This window comes from Eubacterium pyruvativorans, assembly GCF_900102225.1.
Lineage (GTDB): Bacteria > Bacillota > Clostridia > Peptostreptococcales > Anaerovoracaceae > Aminicella > Aminicella pyruvativorans.
On record NZ_FNBF01000002.1, the window covers coordinates 90,864 to 109,689 of the forward strand.

Below are 18,826 nucleotides of genomic sequence, written 5' to 3' on the forward strand. Positions count from 1 at the left end.
GGTCAGGAGAGAAATTATGGATAAATCCACAGGAAACAACAGAACGAAGCGGCGGCGCATCCGGGTGTTCGGCATTGTGCAGGGGGTGGGATTCCGTCCCTTCATCGCCCGGCTGGCCCGGGAGACCGGTGTGGCGGGCAGTGTCTGTAACAAGGGACCCTATGTGGAAATTTTTGCGGAAGGGCCGGAAGAACGGGTGGCTGCGTTCGCCGGCAGGATCCGGGAAGATGCCCCGGAGCGGGCCCGGATTCTGAAGCAGGAAGAGCGGCCGGAACCTGCAGCCGGAGATTCCTGCTTCCGGATTATCGAGAGTGAGAAAGTCCGGGGAGATATTTTCGTGTCCCCGGATATCGCCACCTGCCCGAAGTGCCGCCGGGAACTGTTCGATCCGAAGGACCGCCGTTATCTGCATCCCTTCATCAACTGCACCGCCTGCGGCCCCCGGCTGACGATTCTGGACCGGATGCCCTATGACCGGGTTCGGACCAGTATGGGGGAATTTCCCATGTGCCCGGACTGCGAGGCGGAATACACCGATCCGGCCACCAGAAGGTATCACGCCCAGCCGGTGTGCTGCCCGTCGTGCGGCCCCCGGCTGTATCTGCTGGACGGCGCTTCCGGGAATGTCCTCGCCCGGGGGGATCGGCCGTCCCTTCTGGCCGCCCGCCGGATTCTCCGGGAGGGCGGCATCCTCGCCGTGAAGGGAATCGGGGGCTTCCATCTCTGCTGTGACGCTGCGAACGAAAAGGCGGTTTCCCGTTTGCGGAAAATGAAATCCCGGCCGTTCAAGCCTTTCGCCGTCATGATGAAGGACCGGGGGACGGTCCTCCGGGAATGCATTCTTCAGCCCGGCATGGAGGAAGTGATGGAGGGACCGGAGAAACCGATCCTGCTGCTTAGGAAACGGCCGGATTCCGGCCGGCTGGCGCCTTCCGTCTGCCCGGATAATCCCAATGTGGGAGTCATGCTGCCCTATGCGCCGGTGCAGATGCTGCTGTTCGATTATCCGGACGGCCTGCCCATGACAGACTGCTTCGTCATGACGTCTGCCAATCCGAAGGGCGCCCCGATCTGCCGCACTGACGAGGATGTGCTTCAGAATCTGTCCGGCCTGTGTGATGCCGTTCTGTCCAATGACCGGAAGATCCGGCTCCGGGCGGATGATTCTGTGATGGCCTGGCGGGCAGGAGGCCCCTACATGATCCGCCGGTCCCGGGGGTATGCGCCGCTGCCGGTGATGCTGTCCGGCGGAAAGAAGAAACCGGACCGGACGGGCGCCGTGCTGGGCATGGGGGGAGAATTGAAAAATACCTTCTGCATCGGAACGGAGGACCTGCTCTATCCTTCTCCGTATATCGGGGATCTGTCGGATCTGCGCAGCGTGGAGGCACTGCGGCAGGCGGTATCCCGGATGGAGGACCTGCTGGAGCAGAAGCCGGAGCAGGTGATCTGTGATCTGCACCCCCGGTATAATTCCTCGCTGGCCGCCCGGGAAACCGGGCTTCCGGTGACGGCCATTCAACATCACTATGCCCATGTTCTCTCCTGTATGGCAGAGAACGACCGGGAAGACCCGGTGATCGGCGTTTCCTTCGACGGCACCGGCTACGGGCCGGACGGAACAGTCTGGGGCGGCGAGTTTCTGATCGCAGATCCGATGGGATACCGCAGGATCGGGCATCTTTCCTGCTTCCCCCAGGCAGGCGGGGATCTTTCCTCCCGGGAGGGCTGGCGGATTGCGGCGGCACTTCTGGATCAGGACGGGGCGCCGGATGCCGGCGGGATGGCCCGGGAACTGGGTGTCTGCTCGGAGCAGGAATTTCAAATGATCCGGACGATGGTCCGAAATCATGTGAACTGCGTTTCTTCCTCCAGCGCCGGACGTCTGTTCGATGCTGTCAGTGCTCTGCTGGGATTCCGCCGGTGCTCCACCTGTGAAGGGGAAGCCGCCATGGTGCTTCAGTTCCGAGCGGAGGCGTGGCGGGATCAGCATCCGGCGGAAGCGGAGCGGATCCGGCGAAGCGGTCTGCAGGAAGAACCGGGCATTCGGACAGATGCAGACGGTTCCTTCGAAATTCCGGCAGCGGAATTCTTCCGGAAACTGGGAGAGATGCGCCGGGCGGGGGAAGATCCCGGCCGGCTGGCCTACGGGTTCCATGAGTGGATGGCCCGCAGGATTCTGGAAGGGTGCCGGCAGGCAGAGCGAATATCCGGGCTCCGGACGGCGGCACTCACCGGCGGCGTCATGCAGAACACTCTGCTGACGGACCGGGCGGAGGAGCTGCTGACAGAATCCGGGTTCCGGGTTCTGACCCACCGGCTGATTCCGCCCAATGACGGCGGCATCAGTTTGGGACAGGCATATTACGGATTGTATAATGGACAACAGTGACACAGGAGGCAAAGGATATGTGTGTTGGATTACCGGCGAAAGTGAAACAGGTGGAAGACGGGATGGCCGTCATTGACGCCCATGGTGCGAAAAGAACCGTGTCGGCGGCGCTGATCGCCGATCTGGAACCGGGTGATTTCGTTATGGTTCACGCCGGTGCGGCGATTGCGAAAATCAGCGGTGCGGACGAAGAAGAGGCGGAGGATATTCTGGACGCAGTTCTGTAAGCGGTGAAGGCGGCAGGCTGCGGGAGCAGCCCGGCGCCCGGATGGGAGAATAGATATGAACGAGAAAATACAGAAAGCGGCCGAAATGATCCGGCAGTACGACGGACCTGGTCTTCGGATCATGGAGGTCTGCGGTACCCACACCCACGAGATTTTCCGTCTGGGAATCCGGAACATGCTGCCGGAGAATATCCGGCTCATTTCCGGACCGGGCTGTCCCGTGTGTGTGACGCCGGTAGGATATATCGATGAGGCGCTGATGCTGGCCCTGGAGAAGGGATGTACTATTGCCACGTTCGGGGACCTGGTGCGGGTGCCGGGTTCGGAGATGAGCCTGGCGGATGCCCGGGCGAAGGGAGCAAAAATCGAAATGGTCTATTCTCCCCTGGATGCGGAGAAATACGCAGAGGAGCACCCGGAAGAGCAGGTGGTGTTCCTGTCCGTGGGATTCGAGACCACCACGCCGGCCAGCTGTCTGGCGGTCCGGAACGCCCGGAAGGCGGGGATTCCGAACTTCGCAATCCTGACCGCCAACAAGACCATGGATAACGCCTACCGGGCTCTCCGGGGGTCGGCGGATGCCTTCCTGTACCCGGGCCATGTGAGCACCATCACCGGCACCGGGATCTACCACGAACTGATGCGGGAGGGAATTTCTGGCGTTGTCTGCGGATTCACCGGTCCGGAGGTGATCACTGCACTGGCGGTGATTCTGAAGAAAACAGAGGAAGGCCGGCCATTCTTCGTCAACTGTTACCCCCGGGTTGTGACAGAGGAAGGAAGTGCTTCCGGCCGGGAAATCATCCGTTCCACCATGGAACCGGTGGATGCGGAGTGGCGGGGGCTGGGCATCATTCCGTCTTCCGGTCTGGCGCTGCAGGGGGAATTCGAAGACTGGGACGCCCGCAAAAAATTTAATTTGCCCGAGATCAAAGGCCACGGGAATCCGGCCTGCCGCTGCGGTGAGGTGCTGCAGGGGAAATGCCGGCCGGATCAGTGCCCGGTGTTCGGCAGGGCCTGCACACCGGAGCATCCTGTGGGCGCCTGCATGGTGTCCGGAGAGGGCGCCTGCTCGGCATACTATAAATACGATTTCAACAGGAGATAGAGCTTATGTCAGAATTCATTACCATGGCCCATGGGGCAGGAGGCCGTCAGACGGCAGACCTCATCGGCAATCTTTTCAAAAAATACTTCGACAACCCGCTTCTGACCGCAGATGACGCTGCGGTGCTGGAAGCGCCGAAAGGCCGGATTGCCATGTCCACCGACGGTTTCATCGTATCTCCCTGGAATTACCCGGGGGGCAATGTGGGCAGGCTGTCCGTCTGTGGAACGGTGAATGACCTGTCCTGTATGGGGGCGAAACCGCTGTATCTCACCTGCAGTTTCGTCATTGAAGAGGGATTTCCGGTGGATTCCCTGGAGGAGATCGTCCGTGCCATGGCGGAGACGGCGAAGGAAGCAGGCGTGGTCATCGTGGCCGGCGACACGAAGGTGGCCGGGAAAGGGCAGGCTGACGGCTGCTACATCACCACTTCGGGCATCGGACAGCTGGTGGAAGGAGCCGCTCCGGCAGGCAGTAAGGCGAAGCCGGGGGATGCGATTATCGTCACCGGCGATGTGGGGCGCCACGGCTGCTCGATTCTGCTGGCCCGGAATGAATTCGGCATTCAGGCGGATGTCACTTCCGACTGTGCGCCGCTGTGGGGCACCGTGGAGTCCATGCTGGAAGTGACGAAGGACATTCACGTCATCCGGGACGCCACCCGGGGCGGCGTGGGAACGGTTCTCTATGAAATTGCCGACCAGGCCGGTGTGGGCATCCGGCTGGAGCAGACCGCCGTTCCGGTGCAGGAAGAGGTCCGGGGCGTGTGCGGCATGCTGGGTCTGGAGCCCCTCTACTTGGCCTGCGAGGGCCGCATGGTGGTGTTCACGCCGAAAGAAAACGCCCCGGCGCTGGTGGAAGTCCTGCGCCGGGGGAAGTATTCCCGGAATGCGGCGGTCATCGGCGAGGTGACCGAAGATCATGCGGGCAGCGTGGTGGTCCACACCGAGATCGGCAGCGAAACCCTGCTGCCCCAGCCGGGGGGCGAGCTTCTTCCCCGTATCTGCTGATACGCTCCGCTTTACATTCCGAATACAATGCCTGAGACAGCTGCGCCTGCGATATAGACGACCGGGTGCAGCTTGAATTTTTTGTACAAAGGGAGGATGACGGCGGCCAGAAGAACAGCCTTCCATGCGAACAGATCCGCCCAGGAGCCGGTCCGCTGGTACCGGGTCAGGTCCAGCAGGCTGAGTTTCGCCACGCCCAGTCCCGCCGCCGTGATCATCGCCACACTGGCCGGCCTGAGGCCGTAGAAGATTTTCTGGACGGCTGCGGAATCCCGGAATTTGTCCAGCAGTTTCTGAATGATGCAGATGACCACGATGGCCGGAGCGATGAGGCCCAGGGTGGCAGTGATGCTGCCGATGATGCCCATGGTGGTGAATCCTACGTAGGTGGCCATGTTGACTCCCAGAGGCCCCGGGGTGGATTCGGAGACCGCCACCATATTCGCCAGGTCGTCCGTGCCGAACCATCCGGTTTTCCGGCCGATGGCTGCCAGGAACGGAAGGGTAGCCAGTCCGCCTCCCACAGAGAATAATCCGGTTTTGAAGAATTCATAGAACAGGTGCATCAGAATCATGCGCGGCCTCCTTTCCGGTTCGTTTCAGATTTCTCAGCGGCGGAATCATTCCCGCTCAGGGATTTCGTGGAGCGGGGAGCGATGAGGAAACCCGCCAGGCCGGCGCAGATGACGATGAGCGCCGGCGACAGTTTCGTGAACATGCTCACCGCCAGCGCCAGCAGAAACAGAATGACGCTCCGGTAGTCCACCAGGGACTTCTTTCCCAGTTTCCACACGGCGTCGAAGATCAGAACCGTTACACAGGCCCGGATTCCCGCGAAGGCGTGCCGGACAACCGACAGGTGAGCGAAGTTCCGCAGGAATGCCGCAATCACCGTGATGATAATGACGGACGGAGTCACCACACCCAGGGTGGCGAAAATACCGCCCACAATACCACATCGCTTATTGCCGATGAACGTCGCAGTATTCACCGCAATTACGCCCGGGGTGCACTGGCCGATGGCATAGTAATCCATCAGTTCTTCTTCTGTGGCCCAGCCCCGCTTTTCCACAACCTCCCGCTGGAGGATCGGCAGCATGGCATAGCCGCCGCCGAAGGTCACTGCGCCGATTCCGGCAAAGGTCCGGAACAGTTCCCAGCATTCTCTTGCTTTTCCCATTTCACGCCTCTTTCTCTGTCAACTTGCATTATCAGCTTTCGTCCATTACTATAACATAGAAGAAACTATATGAATAATATTTGGTAAGAAGGGAAAGTATATCGAATGGATATAAGACAGCTGCGCTATTTCATGGCGGTGGTGGAAGAGGGCACGATTTCGGCGGCGGCTAAGAAGCTGCACCTTTCCCAGCCGCCTCTCAGCAAACAGATGAAAATGCTGGAGGAAGAATATGGTGTGCCCCTGTTTGAACGGGGATCCCGGCACATACGCATTACTCAGGCCGGGAGCACGCTGTACCGGTATGCCTCCGAGATCGTGGATCTGGCCGGGGCGGCGGCGGATGAACTTTCCGGCCTGCGGGCCGGGAAATTCGGCACCCTCCGTATCGGCATGGTTTCTTCCTGCCGGTCGGAGGTTCTGGACCGGGCGCTGCACCGGTTCCGGGAGGAGCGGCCGGAATTCCGGTTCCGGGTGACAGAGGGGAATACCTACGAGCTGCTGGAGAAGATCCGGAAATTCGAGATTGAATTGGCCCTGGTAAGGACCCCTTATCCGGAAACCGGGCTGGAGCAGATTCAGCTCGGGGAGGAACGAATGGTGGTGGCGGGGCCGGCAGCGCTGATTGCAGCCGGAAGGGATGGCGGGGCGGCGCCGAAGGGCGGTGCATCGCCGGATGAGATGACGCCGTACCCTGCAGCGCCGGACCCTTTCCTGCCGGAGCCTCTGTCTCTGGAGGCACTGTCCGGCGTTCCCCTGATTATCTACCGCCGGTGGGAGACCCTTCTTCATGACCGGTTCCGCATCCGGGACATCGAGCCCCGGGTGGTATGCATCTGTGACGACGCCAGAACCGCTCTGCAGTGGGCCGCCGCCGGACTGGGGGCGGCAGTGCTGCCTTCGGCGCTCCTGGCGCGGGATGTGGCGGCGTCCCGGCCGGACTGGATCATCCGGGGCCTTTCGGATGAGAAACTGATGACCCGGCTGACCTGTGTCCGCCTGAGGGAGGCGGCCCATACCAGCCAGTCCGACCGGTTATTCCGTATTCTGGAAGAAGAAAACGAAAAGAAAAGCTCCCGGCAGGGTCCTGCATAGGACGCTGCCGGGAGCCTGGTGTGGTATTCAATTGGTATTCGGTCAGTTGACCGGGTTATTCTCGTCTGGCTAACATGTTCTCGGAATCGTTCTTCGGTCGGGCTTTCTGTTATTTCAGCAGATCCAGAACCTCTTCCTTGGAGATGACACCGACGGACTGCTTGTACACTTCACCGCCTTTGAAGACGATCAGTGTCGGAATGGAGAAAATCTTGTATTTTCTCATCAGCGGCATCGCCTCGTCCGCATTGACTGCTACGACCTTGAAGCCGTCCGCTTCATCGGCGATTTCCGCAATGGTCGGGGACAGCATCTTGCATGGTCCGCACCATTCTGCCCAGAAATCAACGAGTACAGGGATATCGGATTCGAGAACTTCCTTCTGGAAATCTTCTACAGTTACTGTCTGTGCTGCCATAGTGGGCCTCCTTATCTCTTGCCCGGGGCGGCGGCTTTTCCGGCCTCCGCCCGCGGATTAGATTGTGCTAAATTTATCTGACACTCTATAGATACACCCGAATCCGGAAGCCAAACAAAAAACTTTTTGTTAAAATCTGCCGGCCTTCTTCGCTTCCTCCACCGCCACGGCGCAGGCCACGGTGCAGCCCACCATCGGGTTGTTGCCCATGCCGATGTAGCCCATCATTTCCACGTGGGCCGGCACGGAGCTGGAACCGGCGAACTGTGCGTCGGAGTGCATGCGGCCCATGGTGTCGGTCATGCCGTAGGATGCCGGGCCCGCCGCCATGTTGTCCGGATGCAGGGTGCGGCCGGTGCCGCCGCCGGATGCCACGGAGAAATATTTCCGGCCCTGTTCGATGCACTCTTTCTTGTATGTGCCGGCTACCGGATGCTGGAACCGGGTCGGGTTGGTGGAGTTTCCGGTGATGGAGATGTCCACCTTCTCGTGGTGCATGATGGCGACGCCTTCCCGGACGTCGTCGGCGCCGTAGCAGCGGACCGCCGCCCGCGGGCCCTTGGAGTACGGAATTTCCTTCACGATGGCAAGTTCTCCGGTGTGATAGTCGAACTGTGTCTTAACATAGGTGAAACCGTTGATGCGGGAGATGATCTGGGCCGCATCCTTTCCCAGGCCGTTCAGGATGACCCGAAGCGGCTCTTTCCGGGCCTTGTTCGCATTATTGACAATGCCGATGGCGCCTTCCGCCGCTGCGAAACTTTCGTGTCCCGCCAGGAAGGCGAAACATTTCGTCTCGTCCCGGAGCAGCATGGCGCCCAGGTTGCCGTGGCCGATGCCGACTTTCCGGTCATCCGCAACGCTTCCCGGTACGGTAAAGCTCTGGAGTCCGAGTCCGATCGCTTCCGCCGCCTCCGCTGCGGTTTCCACGTTCTTCCGGATGGCGATGGCGCACCCGGCCGTGTAGGCCCAGCCCGCATCTTCGAAGCAGATCGGCTGCACATCCTTCGCAATCTGATACGGGGAGATACCCGCGTCGCTGCAGATCTTCTCTGCTTCTTCCAGCGAAGCGATGCCGTATTCTTTCAGTACGCCTTCCACCTTCCCGATCCGGCGTTCATATCCTTCAAATAATGCCATTTCCCGATCACTCCTTTCTCGGATCAATGTATTTCACAGCGTCTTCGAACTGACCGTAATGGCCTTTCGCCTTCTCCAGCGCCTCTTCGGCCCCGGTTCCGTCCTTGATCATGTCCATCATCTTTCCGAGATTGATGAATTCATAGCCGATGATCTCGTCGGCTTCGTTCAGTGCGATCCGGTTCACATAACCTTCTGTCATTTCCAGATAGCGGGATCCCTTTAGTTTCGTGCCGTACATCGTTCCGATCTGGCTCCGGAGGTTCTTCCCCAGGTCGTCCAGTCCGGCGCCCACCGGCAGACCGCCTTCGGAGAATGCAGTCTGGGAACGGCCGTAAACGATCTGCAGGAACAGTTCCCGCATCGCCACATTGATGGCATCACACACCAGGTCGGTGTTCAGCGCTTCCAGCAGTGTCTTCCCCGGCAGAATCTCGGAAGCCATGGCGGCGGAATGGGTCATGCCGCTGCAGCCGATGGTTTCCACCAGCGCCTCTTCAATGATGCCGTCCTTCACGTTCAGTGTCAGTTTGCAGGCGCCCTGCTGCGGCGCACACCGGCCGACGCCGTGCGTCAGTCCGCTGATGTCCTTGATTTCCTTGGCCTGAACCCATCTTCCTTCTTCCGGAATCGGTGCAGGACCGTGATATGCGCCCTTCGCCACAGGACACATTTCCTCTACAACAGTTGAGTAAACCATGTTTCACGTCCTTCTGTTACTGAAAAAAAGCCTTTCGGCAGTTGATCGTACTTCGATTGGTCGTACTTCCCGCGCCGCCTGCGAAGCGGCGCCTCCCCTGATCGTAGCACGGGGGCAGCGGAGTGTGCAAGGGGAAGGGGGAAAACAATTTCTGCCGGGAGAAATGCCGGAAGTGATATAATAGGGAAAACCCGCTGATTTGGGAAATCAAACAGGAAAACAGAAAGGTGGAGTTTCTATGGGAACAATTGACAAAACCGTGTTCATCGCGGAAGGTGCCCGGCTTTCGGGCAATGTAAATATCGAAGAAGGGGGAAGTGTCTGGTTCAATGCGGTGCTCCGGGCATCAGACTCGGAGATCCGGATCGGGGCCGGCTCCAACATTCAGGATAACTGTGTGCTGCATGCGGAGCCGGGCCGGCCGGTGCATGTGGGCCGGGGCTGCACCGTGGGCCATAACGCCATCGTCCACGGCTGCACCGTGGGGGACAACACCCTGATCGGCATGGGGGCCATCGTGCTGAATGACGCAAAAATCGGAAACAACTGCCTGATCGGTGCCGGCGCCCTGGTCACCGAAGGAACCGTCATTCCGGACGGTTCCATGGCTTTCGGAAGTCCTGCAAGAATCCGCCGGGATCTCCGGCCGGAAGAAATCGAAGGAAACCGGGCCAGTGCGAAAGAATACGTGGAAGAGGCCCGGGCCATGAAAGCGGCCGGAGGAGCAGTGCTGCGGAAGTTATAACGGCCCGCTACTTCACCGGCATCTTCCTCCGGAGATCCTGCAGCCGGTTCAGCGCCTCGTTCAGGGTGGCGTCCTGCTTCGCGAAGTGGAAGCGGATCAGGTGATTCACCGGTTCGTGGAAGAAGCTGGACCCTGGCACGGCACCCACGCCCACCAGGCGGGCCAGGTCTTCGCAGAACTCCAGATCACTGTCGTAGTGGAATTCACTGATGTCCATCATGACGTAGTAGGCGCCCTGGGGCACGTTGTGGAGAACGCCGATGTCATCCAGTCCCGCCAGGAACAGATCCCGCTTCCGCTGATACATGGCGGCGAACTCGTCATAGTAGCTCTGGCCGAAGCGGAGCCCCGGGATGACGGCCTCCTGCAGCGGTGCAGCGGCGCCTACCGTGAGGAAGTCGTGGACTTTCTTAATCACGTCTGTGATGGCCGGCGGGGCGATGATGTATCCGAGCCGCCAGCCGGTCACGGAGTAGGTCTTGGACAAAGAGCTGCAGGAAATCGTTCGTTCTTCCATGCCCGGAAGAGAAGAAATATAGATGTGCTTTCGTCCGTCGAATACGATGTGTTCATACACTTCATCGGTGATGACGTAAGCGTCGTACCGGATGGCCAGATCCGCAATCAGTTCCAGCTCTTCCCGGGTGAAGACTTTCCCGCAGGGGTTGGAGGGATTGCAGAGAATCAGCGCCTTTGCGCCCTGCCGGAAGGCATCTTCCAGCTGTTCCGGATCGAAGGCGTAGGTGGGCGGCACCAGAGGAACGTAGATCGGATCTGCCAGTGACAGGATGGTGTCTGCGCCGTAATTCTCATAGAACGGGGAGAAAACGATGACTTTGTCCCCCGGATCGGCCACCGTGAGCATGGCCGCCATCATGGCCTCTGTGCTGCCGCAGGTCACCGTGATCTCGGTATCCGGATCGATGGGACGGCCCATGAACTTCGACTGCTTCTCTGCCAGGGCCTGCCGGAAATTCGGTGCGCCCCATGTGACGGCATACTGGTTGAAGTCCTCGTGGGCGACCTCTGCCAGCCGGTCGGTGATCTCCCGGGGCGGATCGAAGTCCGGGAATCCCTGGGATAGATTGACGGCGCCGTACCGGTTGCTGATCCTTGTCATGCGGCGGATGACGGAGTCTGTGAAAGTGGATGTTCTTTCGGAAAGTGGTTTCATATGTATACCTCCTGGGGTGTTTTCGGCCTTGTCTTGTGAATTAATTCCATTTTTCCATCCCATTATAATCGCTTTTCTGTGATAATGCGACAAAAAATCGGGAGAAATAAAAAATATTCCCCGAATCTGACTGTTGAGAAAATTCTGGGGCGGTATATAATGGACGTGGTAGATAACTGGAAAATCTGCAGGAGAGAAAGGAGCTATGAAATGGGCTGCACAACTTTGTTAGTGGGAAAGAATGCAAGTTACGACGGATCCACCATTATGGCGCGGGACGACGATTCCGGTTCCGATGATTTCAACTTCAAGAAGTTCGAAGTGGTCATGCCGGAAGATCAGCCGCGGCACTATCATTCGGTTCTCTCGGATTTCGAGATCGACCTGCCGGATCAGCCGATGCGCTACACGGAAACACCGGATGCGGTTCAGAAGGTGGGCGGATACTGGGGACAGGGCGGTATCAACGAAGTGAATGTCTCCATGACGGCCACGGAAACGATTACATCCAATGCCATGGTGCAGGGAGCGGACCCGATGGTGCCGGACGGCTTCGGAGAAGAGGACATGCCGACGCTGGTTCTGCCGTATATTCATTCCGCCCGGGAAGGGGTGGAACGGCTGGGAAGCCTGCTGGAGCAGTACGGAACCTACGAGATGAATGCGGTGGGGTTCCAGGATGTGAATGAAATCTGGTGGCTGGAGACCATCGGCGGTCATCACTGGATTGCGAAGCGGGTGCCGGATGACGAGTACGTGGTCATGCCGAACCAGCAGGGAATCGATTCCTTCGATTTCAGTGATGCCTTCGGTGCCCGGGAGCATCATATGTGCTCTTCGGACATGATTGAATTCATCGAGAAGTATCATCTGGACCGCACCATGGATCTGGACAAGGAAGAGAAGGATCTGCGGAAGGTCACGGATTTCGATGCCCGGGGCGCCTTCGGCAGCCATGACGATGCGGACCATACATATAATACACCGAGAGCCTGGTTCATTCTCCGGTATCTGAATCCGAATACCTTCACATGGGAAGGCCCGGACGCTGATTTCACCCCGATGTCCGACAACATGCCGTGGAGTCTGGTGCCGGAACGGAAGATCAGCATTGAAGAGGTGAAGTACGCACTCTCCGGCCACTATCAGAACACCGAGTACGATCCGTACGGCGGATTCGGTCCGGAGGAGTGGCGGGAGAAATTCCGCCCGATCGGCATCAACCGGAATGCGGTACTGTCTGTCACACAGATTCGTCCGTACATGCCGGAAGAGATCCGCTGCCTCCAGTGGGTGGCCTTCGGTTCCAATGCGTTCAATGCACTGGTGCCGTTCTACACCAATGTGGAGGACACACCGGAATATATGAAGAACACCACGGCGAAGGTGTCCACAGACAGTTTCTACTGGTCCAACCGGCTGATTGCCGCTCTGGCAGACCCGCATTTCCAGCAGTGTGCCAATCTGATCGAGCAGTATCAGAACAAGGTGGCATATGAATCCCATCGCCACATCCACGAATCGGACGATGCCTTCACAGGGGAGAAGCCGCAGAATGTATGCCGGTTCCTGGAGGAGAGAAACCAGAAAATGTCTGATTTCACCCAGGAATGCACCGACGATCTGATGGATAAGGTGCTCTTCACCGTCAGTATGCAGATGAGAAACAAGTTCTCCCGCTCTGACGCTTAGGACAGGGAAAACAGAACAGAGATGATCCCAGAACAGGGCCGCTGCCGGAAGAAGCTGATCAGCCTCCGGCGGCGGCCCTTTCTGTGCGCCCTTCCGTGCGCCCGGCGAGCGGTAAAAATTGAAAAATACCCCGGAATAAGGTATATTTTAGAGATAAGGTCTGCCGCCGGCCCGTGCTGCGGCAGAAGCAGAGAAGGATCCGGACTGTCCGGATCGGAACAGGAGCAGAATGATCACACTGGATAATGTATGTTTCAGTTACGGGGAAGGTCTCGTTCTGGATCATCTGAATTACACATTTGAGCGGGGAAACCGGTACACCATAGAGGGCCCGAACGGCTGCGGGAAATCCACCCTGTTCCGGATTCTCCTGGGGCTGGACTATCCCACAGAAGGCCGGTATCTGTTCGACGGCTGGGAGATCAGCGGGAAGACCATGAAGGACCCGGGGTTCCGGATGGATTTTCACCGGAAGATTGGCTTCGTATTTCAGGATCCGGAGGTTCAGCTGTTCTGTGCCAGCGTGGAAGACGAGATTCTGTTCGGGCCTGCCCAGCTGGGGCTGCCGGAAGAGGAAGTCCGGGACCGGGTGGAGAAATACATTCAGATGTTCGGACTGGGCCGGGTCCGGGACCGGGCGCCCTTCCACCTCAGCGGCGGGGAGAAGAAACGGGTGGCGCTGGCCTCGGTGCTGGCCATGGATCCGGCGGTTCTGGTGCTGGACGAGCCGATGAACGGTCTGGACGAGAAGTGCCAGGGATTTTTTCTGGAGTACATCCGGGCGGCGGGAGAAGGAGACCGGATTGTGATCTGTGCGACCCACGACCGGACACTCCGGGATGCGGTGGACGGTATCCGGGTGAGGATGACCGCAGATCACCGGATTCTGCCGGAAGAGGAGAAGCGGAACGGTTGAGAGAGAAAGGAGAACCATGCATATTCCGGATAATTATCTCAGCCCCCAGACCTGCGGGGTGATGGCGGCTGCCATGGTACCGGTGTGGACGATTGCTGTGAGAAAAGTGCGGGAGCAGATTCCGAAGGAGAAGATTCCGGCCGTGGGTGTGGCTGCGGCGTTTTCTTTTCTGGGGATGATGTTCAATATCCCGATTCCCGGGGGAACCACCGGCCATGCGGTGGGCGCCACCCTGATCGCCGCACTGCTGGGGCCCTGGGGGGCATGTATCGCCGTCAGTGTGGCACTGCTGCTGCAGGCACTGCTCTTCGGTGACGGCGGGATTCTCAGTTTCGGTGCCAACTGCTTTAACATGGCGTTTGTCATGCCGTTTGTCGGATACGGAACTGCCCGGCTGATCATGGGACGGGTCAGAACTGGAAAGGGGCGACTGGCCGGCCTGGGGATCGGCGCCTATGCAGGAATCAATGCAGCTGCCCTCTGTGCAGCCATTGAATTCGGCATTCAGCCCATGCTGTTTACGAATGCCGCCGGACAGGCACTGTACTGCCCGTACGGACTGGAGATTGCGGTACCGGCCATGATGATCGGACATCTGACCGTATTCGGTCTGGCAGAGGTGGTGTACACAACGGCGGTATACGCTTTCCTGGAGAAAACCTCTCCGGATCAGGTCCGGATCGGGGATCCTGCACACAGCGGCGCCGCCGGCACATCCCTGCCGGTGAAACTTCTGGTGGCCGGGCTGATCATTCTGACCCCCCTGGGGCTGCTGGCGGAAGGCACTGCCTGGGGAGAATGGGGGGCCGATGAGATCGCTTCCACCGGAGCGGGGTATACGCCGGCGGGAATGCGCAGCGGATTCAGCTGGAATGCACTGCTGCCAGATTATTCGGTCGGAAACATGCCCCAGGCGGCGGGCTATGTTCTGTCGGCGGTCATCGGCGTGGCGATTCTGGTGATTGTGTTCAAACTGATTTCCGCCGGCACGAAGGGAAAGGCCCGCCCATGATGCACCGGAAAATGAGCGCCGGCGTGCTTCGGGTTTTGTCCCGCATCCGGGAACACGACCGGGCCCGGAAGAATAATACACAGAATCCCGCCCCCTGGACCCGGCTGCTGGCGGCGCTGACGGCGATTCTGCTGTCAGCCCTGTCCCGGAATGCGTTCTTCGTGCTGACCATTCTGGCGGAGGAACTGCTGCGGCTGGCGCTCCTTCCGGCGGAAGCGGTCCGCCGTGTGACCGGCACGGTGCTGTCGGCGGCGGGGTTCACGGCTCTGATCATGATGCCCGGGGTGTTTCTGGGGCACCCTTCTGCGCTGATGACTGTGACCCTCCGGGCCGGTGTCTCCGTGCTGATTCTGGCGAATCTGAATGAAATCGTCAGCTGGAAGGAGATGACCGGCACCCTCAGGCAGTGTCATGTGCCGGATGTTTTTTTGTTTACTCTGGACAGCACCATCCGCTTTCTGGTTCTTCTGGGACGGTTCAGCGAACGGATTCTGGAAGCGGTGGATCTGAGAACCGTGCGTCCGGCGGACTGGCGCAGCGCCGGCGTGGGGGGCATTCTGGGGACTACTTTCCTGAAATCTCAGAAGATGTCCCGGGAAACGGCGGAGGCCATGGCCTGCCGCTGCTTCAACGGAGAATACCCGTCGCTGGGGCGGAAGTGGTCCCGGGGAAGGAGCGGGGCGATTCTGCTTCTGATCCCTGTGATGGCTGCATGGTTCGTATATTGCCAAAAGGCGATGGGATTGTAATTTCAATGGTATTACCAAGTTTGATGGAAATGGAGAAAGTTAGATGAATACATGGGAGGAAATCATCGTGGATCCCGCTTTGCGGAAGAAATATGATAGTCTGAAGGCGTCTCTTCGGGAGATGGGTAGTGTGACAGTGGCCTTCTCCGGCGGTGTGGATTCCACGTTCCTTCTGAAAACAGCCCATGATACGCTGGGCACGGATTCAGTACTGGCCCTGACAGCCCGGTCCGCCGCATTCCCGGCCTTCGAACTGGAAGATGCGGTGTCTTTCTGTGAAGCGGAAGGCATCCGCCAGCGGGTGATCGAGTCCCAGGAGGTGGACATCCAGGGCTTTTCGGAGAATCCGCCGGACCGCTGCTATATCTGCAAGAAAGCGAAATTTTCGAAGATCCGGTCCATCGCCCGGGAGGAAGGGATGAACTTCGTGTGCGACGGAACCAACGCATCGGATGCGGCGGATTACCGGCCGGGCATGCGGGCGCTGGAGGAACTGGACATCCAAAGCCCCCTCCGGGAGGCGGGTCTGACCAAGGCGGAAATCCGGGAACTGTCCCGGGGGCTGGGCCTGGCCACCTGGCAGAAACCGTCCTACGCCTGCCTGGCGTCCCGCTTTCCGTATGGGGAGCGGATTACCATAGAAAAGCTGAAGCAGGTGGGCCGGGCGGAGCAGTTTCTCATGGACCGGGGGTTTCGTCAGATGCGGGTCCGGGTTCACGGCGAAGATCTGGCCCGGATTGAAGTGATGCCGGAGGATATGGACCGTCTGCTGGCGCTCCGGGAAGAGATCACGTCCGCATTCCGTTCCCTGGGTTATATCTATGTGTCCATGGATCTTCGGGGCTTCCGCTCCGGCAGCATGAACGAAGCACTGAAACGGGAGGAATAAGGATGGACAGAAAAACGGTACTGGAACAGGTCCGGGACGGGATTCTCACGCCGGAAGAAGCGGACCGGATTCTGGAACAGGGTGGATTCGCCGAGATGGGATTCGCCCGGCTGGATACCGACCGGGAAGACCGAACCGGGTTCCCGGAGGTCATCTTCTGTCAGGGTAAGCCGGATGCCTATCTGGCGGATATTTATGAGCGGATGGTGGCGGAAGAAGGCCGGGCCTTCGGCACCCGGGCTTCCCGGCATCAGGCGGAGCTGGTGCAGCGGGCCCTGCCCCGGGCGGTCTATGATCCGGTGTCCCGGATTCTGAAGGTGGAGCCGGAGGAGGGCGGCCCGGAGCGGAAAGGGCAGATCGCCGTTCTGACCGGAGGTACAGCGGATATCCCCGTGGCGGAGGAAGCTGCCCAGACCGCCGAGTACTTCGGAACCAATGTGTACCGGGCCTATGACGTGGGGGTCAGCGGCCTCCACCGCCTTCTGGCCCGGATTGAAGACATCCGCAGAGCCAGTGCCGTGGTGGCGGTGGCCGGCATGGAAGGGGCCCTGGCCAGCGTGGTGGGAGGTCTGGTGCGGAACCCGGTCATTGCCGTTCCCACTTCTGTGGGATACGGAGCGAGCATGGGAGGCGTGTCCGCCCTGCTCACCATGATCAATTCCTGTGCCAACGGCATCACGGTGGTGAATATCGACAATGGTTACGGCGCCGGTTATGTTGCCACGCAGATCAGCAGACTGGCCGTGAAAGGAGCAGAGTAATGGAAAGCAGTGAAAAGATCCTGTACCTGGATGCGGGTGCCGGAATCAGCGGTGACATGACCGTGGCGGCGCTTCTGGATCTGGGGGCAGATCGGAAGGTGCTGGAGGATGCCCTTGCCAGTATTCCGGCGGAGGGATTTCAGACGAAGATCTCCCGGGTGAAGAAGGCGGGCATCGACTGCTGTGACTTCAGCGTCATTCTGGACGAGGCTCACGAAAATCATGATCACGATATGGAATATCTCTACGGCCATGAGCACCATCACGACCATGAGCATCATCACGACCGTGAGCATGACCATATGCACGGGCATGACCATCACCATCATCATGAGCACCGGAACTATCAGGATGTGAAAGATATTTTGACAAAGGTGAACATGACCCCGGCCGCCCATGAGCTGGCCCTCCGCATTTTCTCCTTCGTGGCGGAGGCGGAGGCAAAGGCCCACGGGCTTGCAGCGGACCAGGTGCATTTCCACGAGGTGGGGGCGATCGATTCCATTGTGGATGTGGTTTCGGCCGCCGTCTGCTTCGACAATCTGGGCATCCGGGAAGTGATCATCCCGTCCCTGGGGGAGGGCACCGGCACCGTCCGGTGTCAGCACGGCATTCTGCCGGTGCCGGTGCCGGCGACCCAGAACATTATGGAGGCAGCCGGGCTTCATTTCACCCGGATTGACGAGCGGGGCGAATTCATTACGCCCACCGGTGCGGCGATCGCGGCAGCCCTCATCACATCGGACCGGCTGCCGGGCCGGTACCGGGTGCTCCGCACGGGGATCGGCGCCGGAAAGCGGGCGTACGAACACACGAATGTGCTGCGGGCGATGCTGATTCAGCCGGAAGAGGAGGAGAATCCGGCGGATTCCCGCCGGATCTGGAAGCTGGAATCCAACATTGACGACAGCACCGGAGAACAGCTGGGGTTCGTTATGGATGAACTGCTGCGGGCCGGCGCCCGGGACGTTCACTATATCCCGGTTTTCATGAAAAAAAACCGTCCGGCCTATCTGCTGAATGTCATCTGTACGGAAGGGGATATTCCGGAGATGGAACGGATCATCTTCCGTCACACCACCTCCATCGGCATCCGGCGGACGGCGATGGAACGCACGGTTCTGGACCGGGAGAACATCCGGGTGCAGTTCGGACTGGGGGAGGCAGACGTGAAAGTCTGTACCTTTGAGGGAAAACGGATGTACTATCCGGAATATGAGAGTGTGATCCGGATCGCCCGGGAACGGGAAATGGCCTTCGGAGACGTGTATGAGGCGATCCTGGGGTTCTGCACGGAACGGCTGCGGTAAGCGGAACCGGGACGGAAGGGCGGAAATATCGCTCTCATCGTACTGTTCGGGCTGGGTGCTCTGATCGGTTTCACAATGGCCGGAAGTTATTCGGACCTGATGATCTGGGCCGGCTGGTGTCTGGTCTGCGCTGTCCTGGCGCTGCTTTCGGTATGGAAGGACAAAAAACAGAAATAGAGCGGTCACATTGCCGCCGGAACCCCTGGAAAAGCGGAACGGTTCCGGCGGTGTATTTTTTGTCTGCGGCGCACTTCTCCGATGCAATGCACTAAACTCGTTTCCTGCCACGAAACAGATGCAATTGTTTT

Annotated in this window: 19 protein-coding genes; 13 read left to right on the top strand and 6 right to left on the bottom strand. The window is 59.3% G+C overall.

The genetic code is table 11. The features are described 5' to 3' along the window. Positions 1–16 precede the first annotated feature (16 nt). Genes hypF through hypE form a run of 4 tightly spaced genes read left to right on the top strand, consistent with a single transcriptional unit; the run spans position 17 to position 4,737 of the window. The gene (hypF, locus tag BLQ24_RS01275) at positions 17–2,392 is read left to right on the top strand and encodes a carbamoyltransferase HypF (protein ID WP_090161855.1); all 2,376 of its coding nucleotides are present in this window, start codon (positions 17–19) and stop codon (positions 2,390–2,392) included. A gap of 17 nt (positions 2,393–2,409) precedes the next feature. Continuing rightward, complete coding sequence (locus BLQ24_RS01280) at positions 2,410–2,619, top strand: HypC/HybG/HupF family hydrogenase formation chaperone (protein ID WP_090161857.1); 210 nt, start codon at positions 2,410–2,412, stop codon at positions 2,617–2,619. 55 nt (positions 2,620–2,674) lie between these two features. After that, positions 2,675–3,727 carry a hydrogenase formation protein HypD gene (gene hypD, locus BLQ24_RS01285; protein ID WP_242869546.1) on the top strand — a complete coding sequence of 351 codons (1,053 nt, stop codon included), beginning with the start codon at positions 2,675–2,677 and terminating at the stop codon, positions 3,725–3,727. 5 nt (positions 3,728–3,732) lie between these two features. Further along, entirely contained in the window at positions 3,733–4,737 is a 1,005-nt protein-coding gene (hypE, locus tag BLQ24_RS01290; RefSeq protein WP_090161861.1) for a hydrogenase expression/formation protein HypE, read from the top strand. An 11-nt stretch (positions 4,738–4,748) separates the two neighbouring features. On the opposite strand, the gene BLQ24_RS01295 is transcribed toward hypE, so the two are convergent. Together BLQ24_RS01295 and BLQ24_RS01300 are read right to left on the bottom strand one after the other, a co-directional pair. Beyond that, positions 4,749–5,312, bottom strand: coding sequence for a chromate transporter (locus tag BLQ24_RS01295; protein WP_090161864.1), 564 nt, complete (start codon positions 5,310–5,312; stop codon positions 4,749–4,751). Then, complete coding sequence (locus BLQ24_RS01300) at positions 5,309–5,917, bottom strand: chromate transporter (protein WP_090161866.1); 609 nt, start codon at positions 5,915–5,917, stop codon at positions 5,309–5,311. Before BLQ24_RS01300 ends, BLQ24_RS01295 begins: the two co-directional genes overlap by 4 nt. Before the next feature lie 105 nt (positions 5,918–6,022). On the opposite strand from BLQ24_RS01300, the gene BLQ24_RS01305 reads away from it, so the two are divergent. Next, complete coding sequence (locus BLQ24_RS01305) at positions 6,023–7,012, top strand: LysR family transcriptional regulator (protein WP_090161867.1); 990 nt, start codon at positions 6,023–6,025, stop codon at positions 7,010–7,012. Between the two features lie 109 nt (positions 7,013–7,121). On the opposite strand, the gene trxA is transcribed toward BLQ24_RS01305, so the two are convergent. The 3 genes from trxA to BLQ24_RS01320 all read right to left on the bottom strand — a co-directional run bounded on the left by trxA (position 7,122) and on the right by BLQ24_RS01320 (position 9,270). Next, on the bottom strand, positions 7,122–7,430 hold the full coding sequence (gene trxA, locus BLQ24_RS01310; RefSeq protein ID WP_090161869.1) for a thioredoxin: 309 nt from the start codon (positions 7,428–7,430) through the stop codon (positions 7,122–7,124). 129 nt (positions 7,431–7,559) lie between these two features. Further along, positions 7,560–8,570 carry a GGGtGRT protein gene (locus tag BLQ24_RS01315; RefSeq protein WP_090161871.1) on the bottom strand — a complete coding sequence of 337 codons (1,011 nt, stop codon included), beginning with the start codon at positions 8,568–8,570 and terminating at the stop codon, positions 7,560–7,562. Between the two features lie 7 nt (positions 8,571–8,577). Beyond that, positions 8,578–9,270, bottom strand: a complete 693-nt coding sequence (locus tag BLQ24_RS01320) for an iron-sulfur cluster assembly scaffold protein (protein WP_090161874.1) — start codon at positions 9,268–9,270, stop codon at positions 8,578–8,580. Between the two features lie 238 nt (positions 9,271–9,508). On the opposite strand from BLQ24_RS01320, the gene BLQ24_RS01325 reads away from it, so the two are divergent. Further along, positions 9,509–10,015 (top strand): gamma carbonic anhydrase family protein, encoded by a 507-nt coding sequence (locus BLQ24_RS01325; protein WP_090161876.1) that lies wholly within the window; start codon positions 9,509–9,511, stop codon positions 10,013–10,015. 7 nt (positions 10,016–10,022) lie between these two features. Here BLQ24_RS01325 and BLQ24_RS01330 read toward each other — a convergent pair whose 3' ends face one another. Further along, positions 10,023–11,189 (bottom strand): pyridoxal phosphate-dependent aminotransferase, encoded by a 1,167-nt coding sequence (locus tag BLQ24_RS01330; protein WP_090161878.1) that lies wholly within the window; start codon positions 11,187–11,189, stop codon positions 10,023–10,025. Positions 11,190–11,348: 159 nt separating this feature from the next. On the opposite strand from BLQ24_RS01330, the gene BLQ24_RS01335 reads away from it, so the two are divergent. The 7 genes from BLQ24_RS01335 (at position 11,349) to larC (ending at position 18,518) form a co-directional block, all read left to right on the top strand. Next, positions 11,349–12,881, top strand: a complete 1,533-nt coding sequence (locus tag BLQ24_RS01335) for a C69 family dipeptidase (protein WP_336433251.1) — start codon at positions 11,349–11,351, stop codon at positions 12,879–12,881. 229 nt (positions 12,882–13,110) lie between these two features. Then, on the top strand, positions 13,111–13,797 hold the full coding sequence (locus BLQ24_RS01340; protein WP_090161882.1) for an energy-coupling factor ABC transporter ATP-binding protein: 687 nt from the start codon (positions 13,111–13,113) through the stop codon (positions 13,795–13,797). 16 nt (positions 13,798–13,813) lie between these two features. Further along, positions 13,814–14,809: a cobalt transporter CbiM gene (gene cbiM, locus BLQ24_RS01345; protein WP_090161883.1), complete on the top strand. Its 996-nt coding sequence runs from the start codon at positions 13,814–13,816 to the stop codon at positions 14,807–14,809. Then, complete coding sequence (locus BLQ24_RS01350) at positions 14,806–15,558, top strand: energy-coupling factor transporter transmembrane component T (RefSeq protein WP_090161885.1); 753 nt, start codon at positions 14,806–14,808, stop codon at positions 15,556–15,558. Before cbiM ends, BLQ24_RS01350 begins: the two co-directional genes overlap by 4 nt. Positions 15,559–15,601: 43 nt before the next feature. Next, positions 15,602–16,447: an ATP-dependent sacrificial sulfur transferase LarE gene (gene larE, locus BLQ24_RS01355; protein WP_090161887.1), complete on the top strand. Its 846-nt coding sequence runs from the start codon at positions 15,602–15,604 to the stop codon at positions 16,445–16,447. A 2-nt stretch (positions 16,448–16,449) separates the two neighbouring features. Beyond that, a complete protein-coding gene (larB, locus tag BLQ24_RS01360; protein WP_090161889.1) occupies positions 16,450–17,208 on the top strand; it encodes a nickel pincer cofactor biosynthesis protein LarB in 759 nt (252 codons plus the stop codon). Further along, entirely contained in the window at positions 17,208–18,518 is a 1,311-nt protein-coding gene (gene larC, locus BLQ24_RS01365; protein ID WP_090161891.1) for a nickel pincer cofactor biosynthesis protein LarC, read from the top strand. The genes larB and larC overlap by 1 nt, the downstream gene beginning before the upstream one ends. The last annotated feature ends 308 nt before the right edge of the window (positions 18,519–18,826 follow it).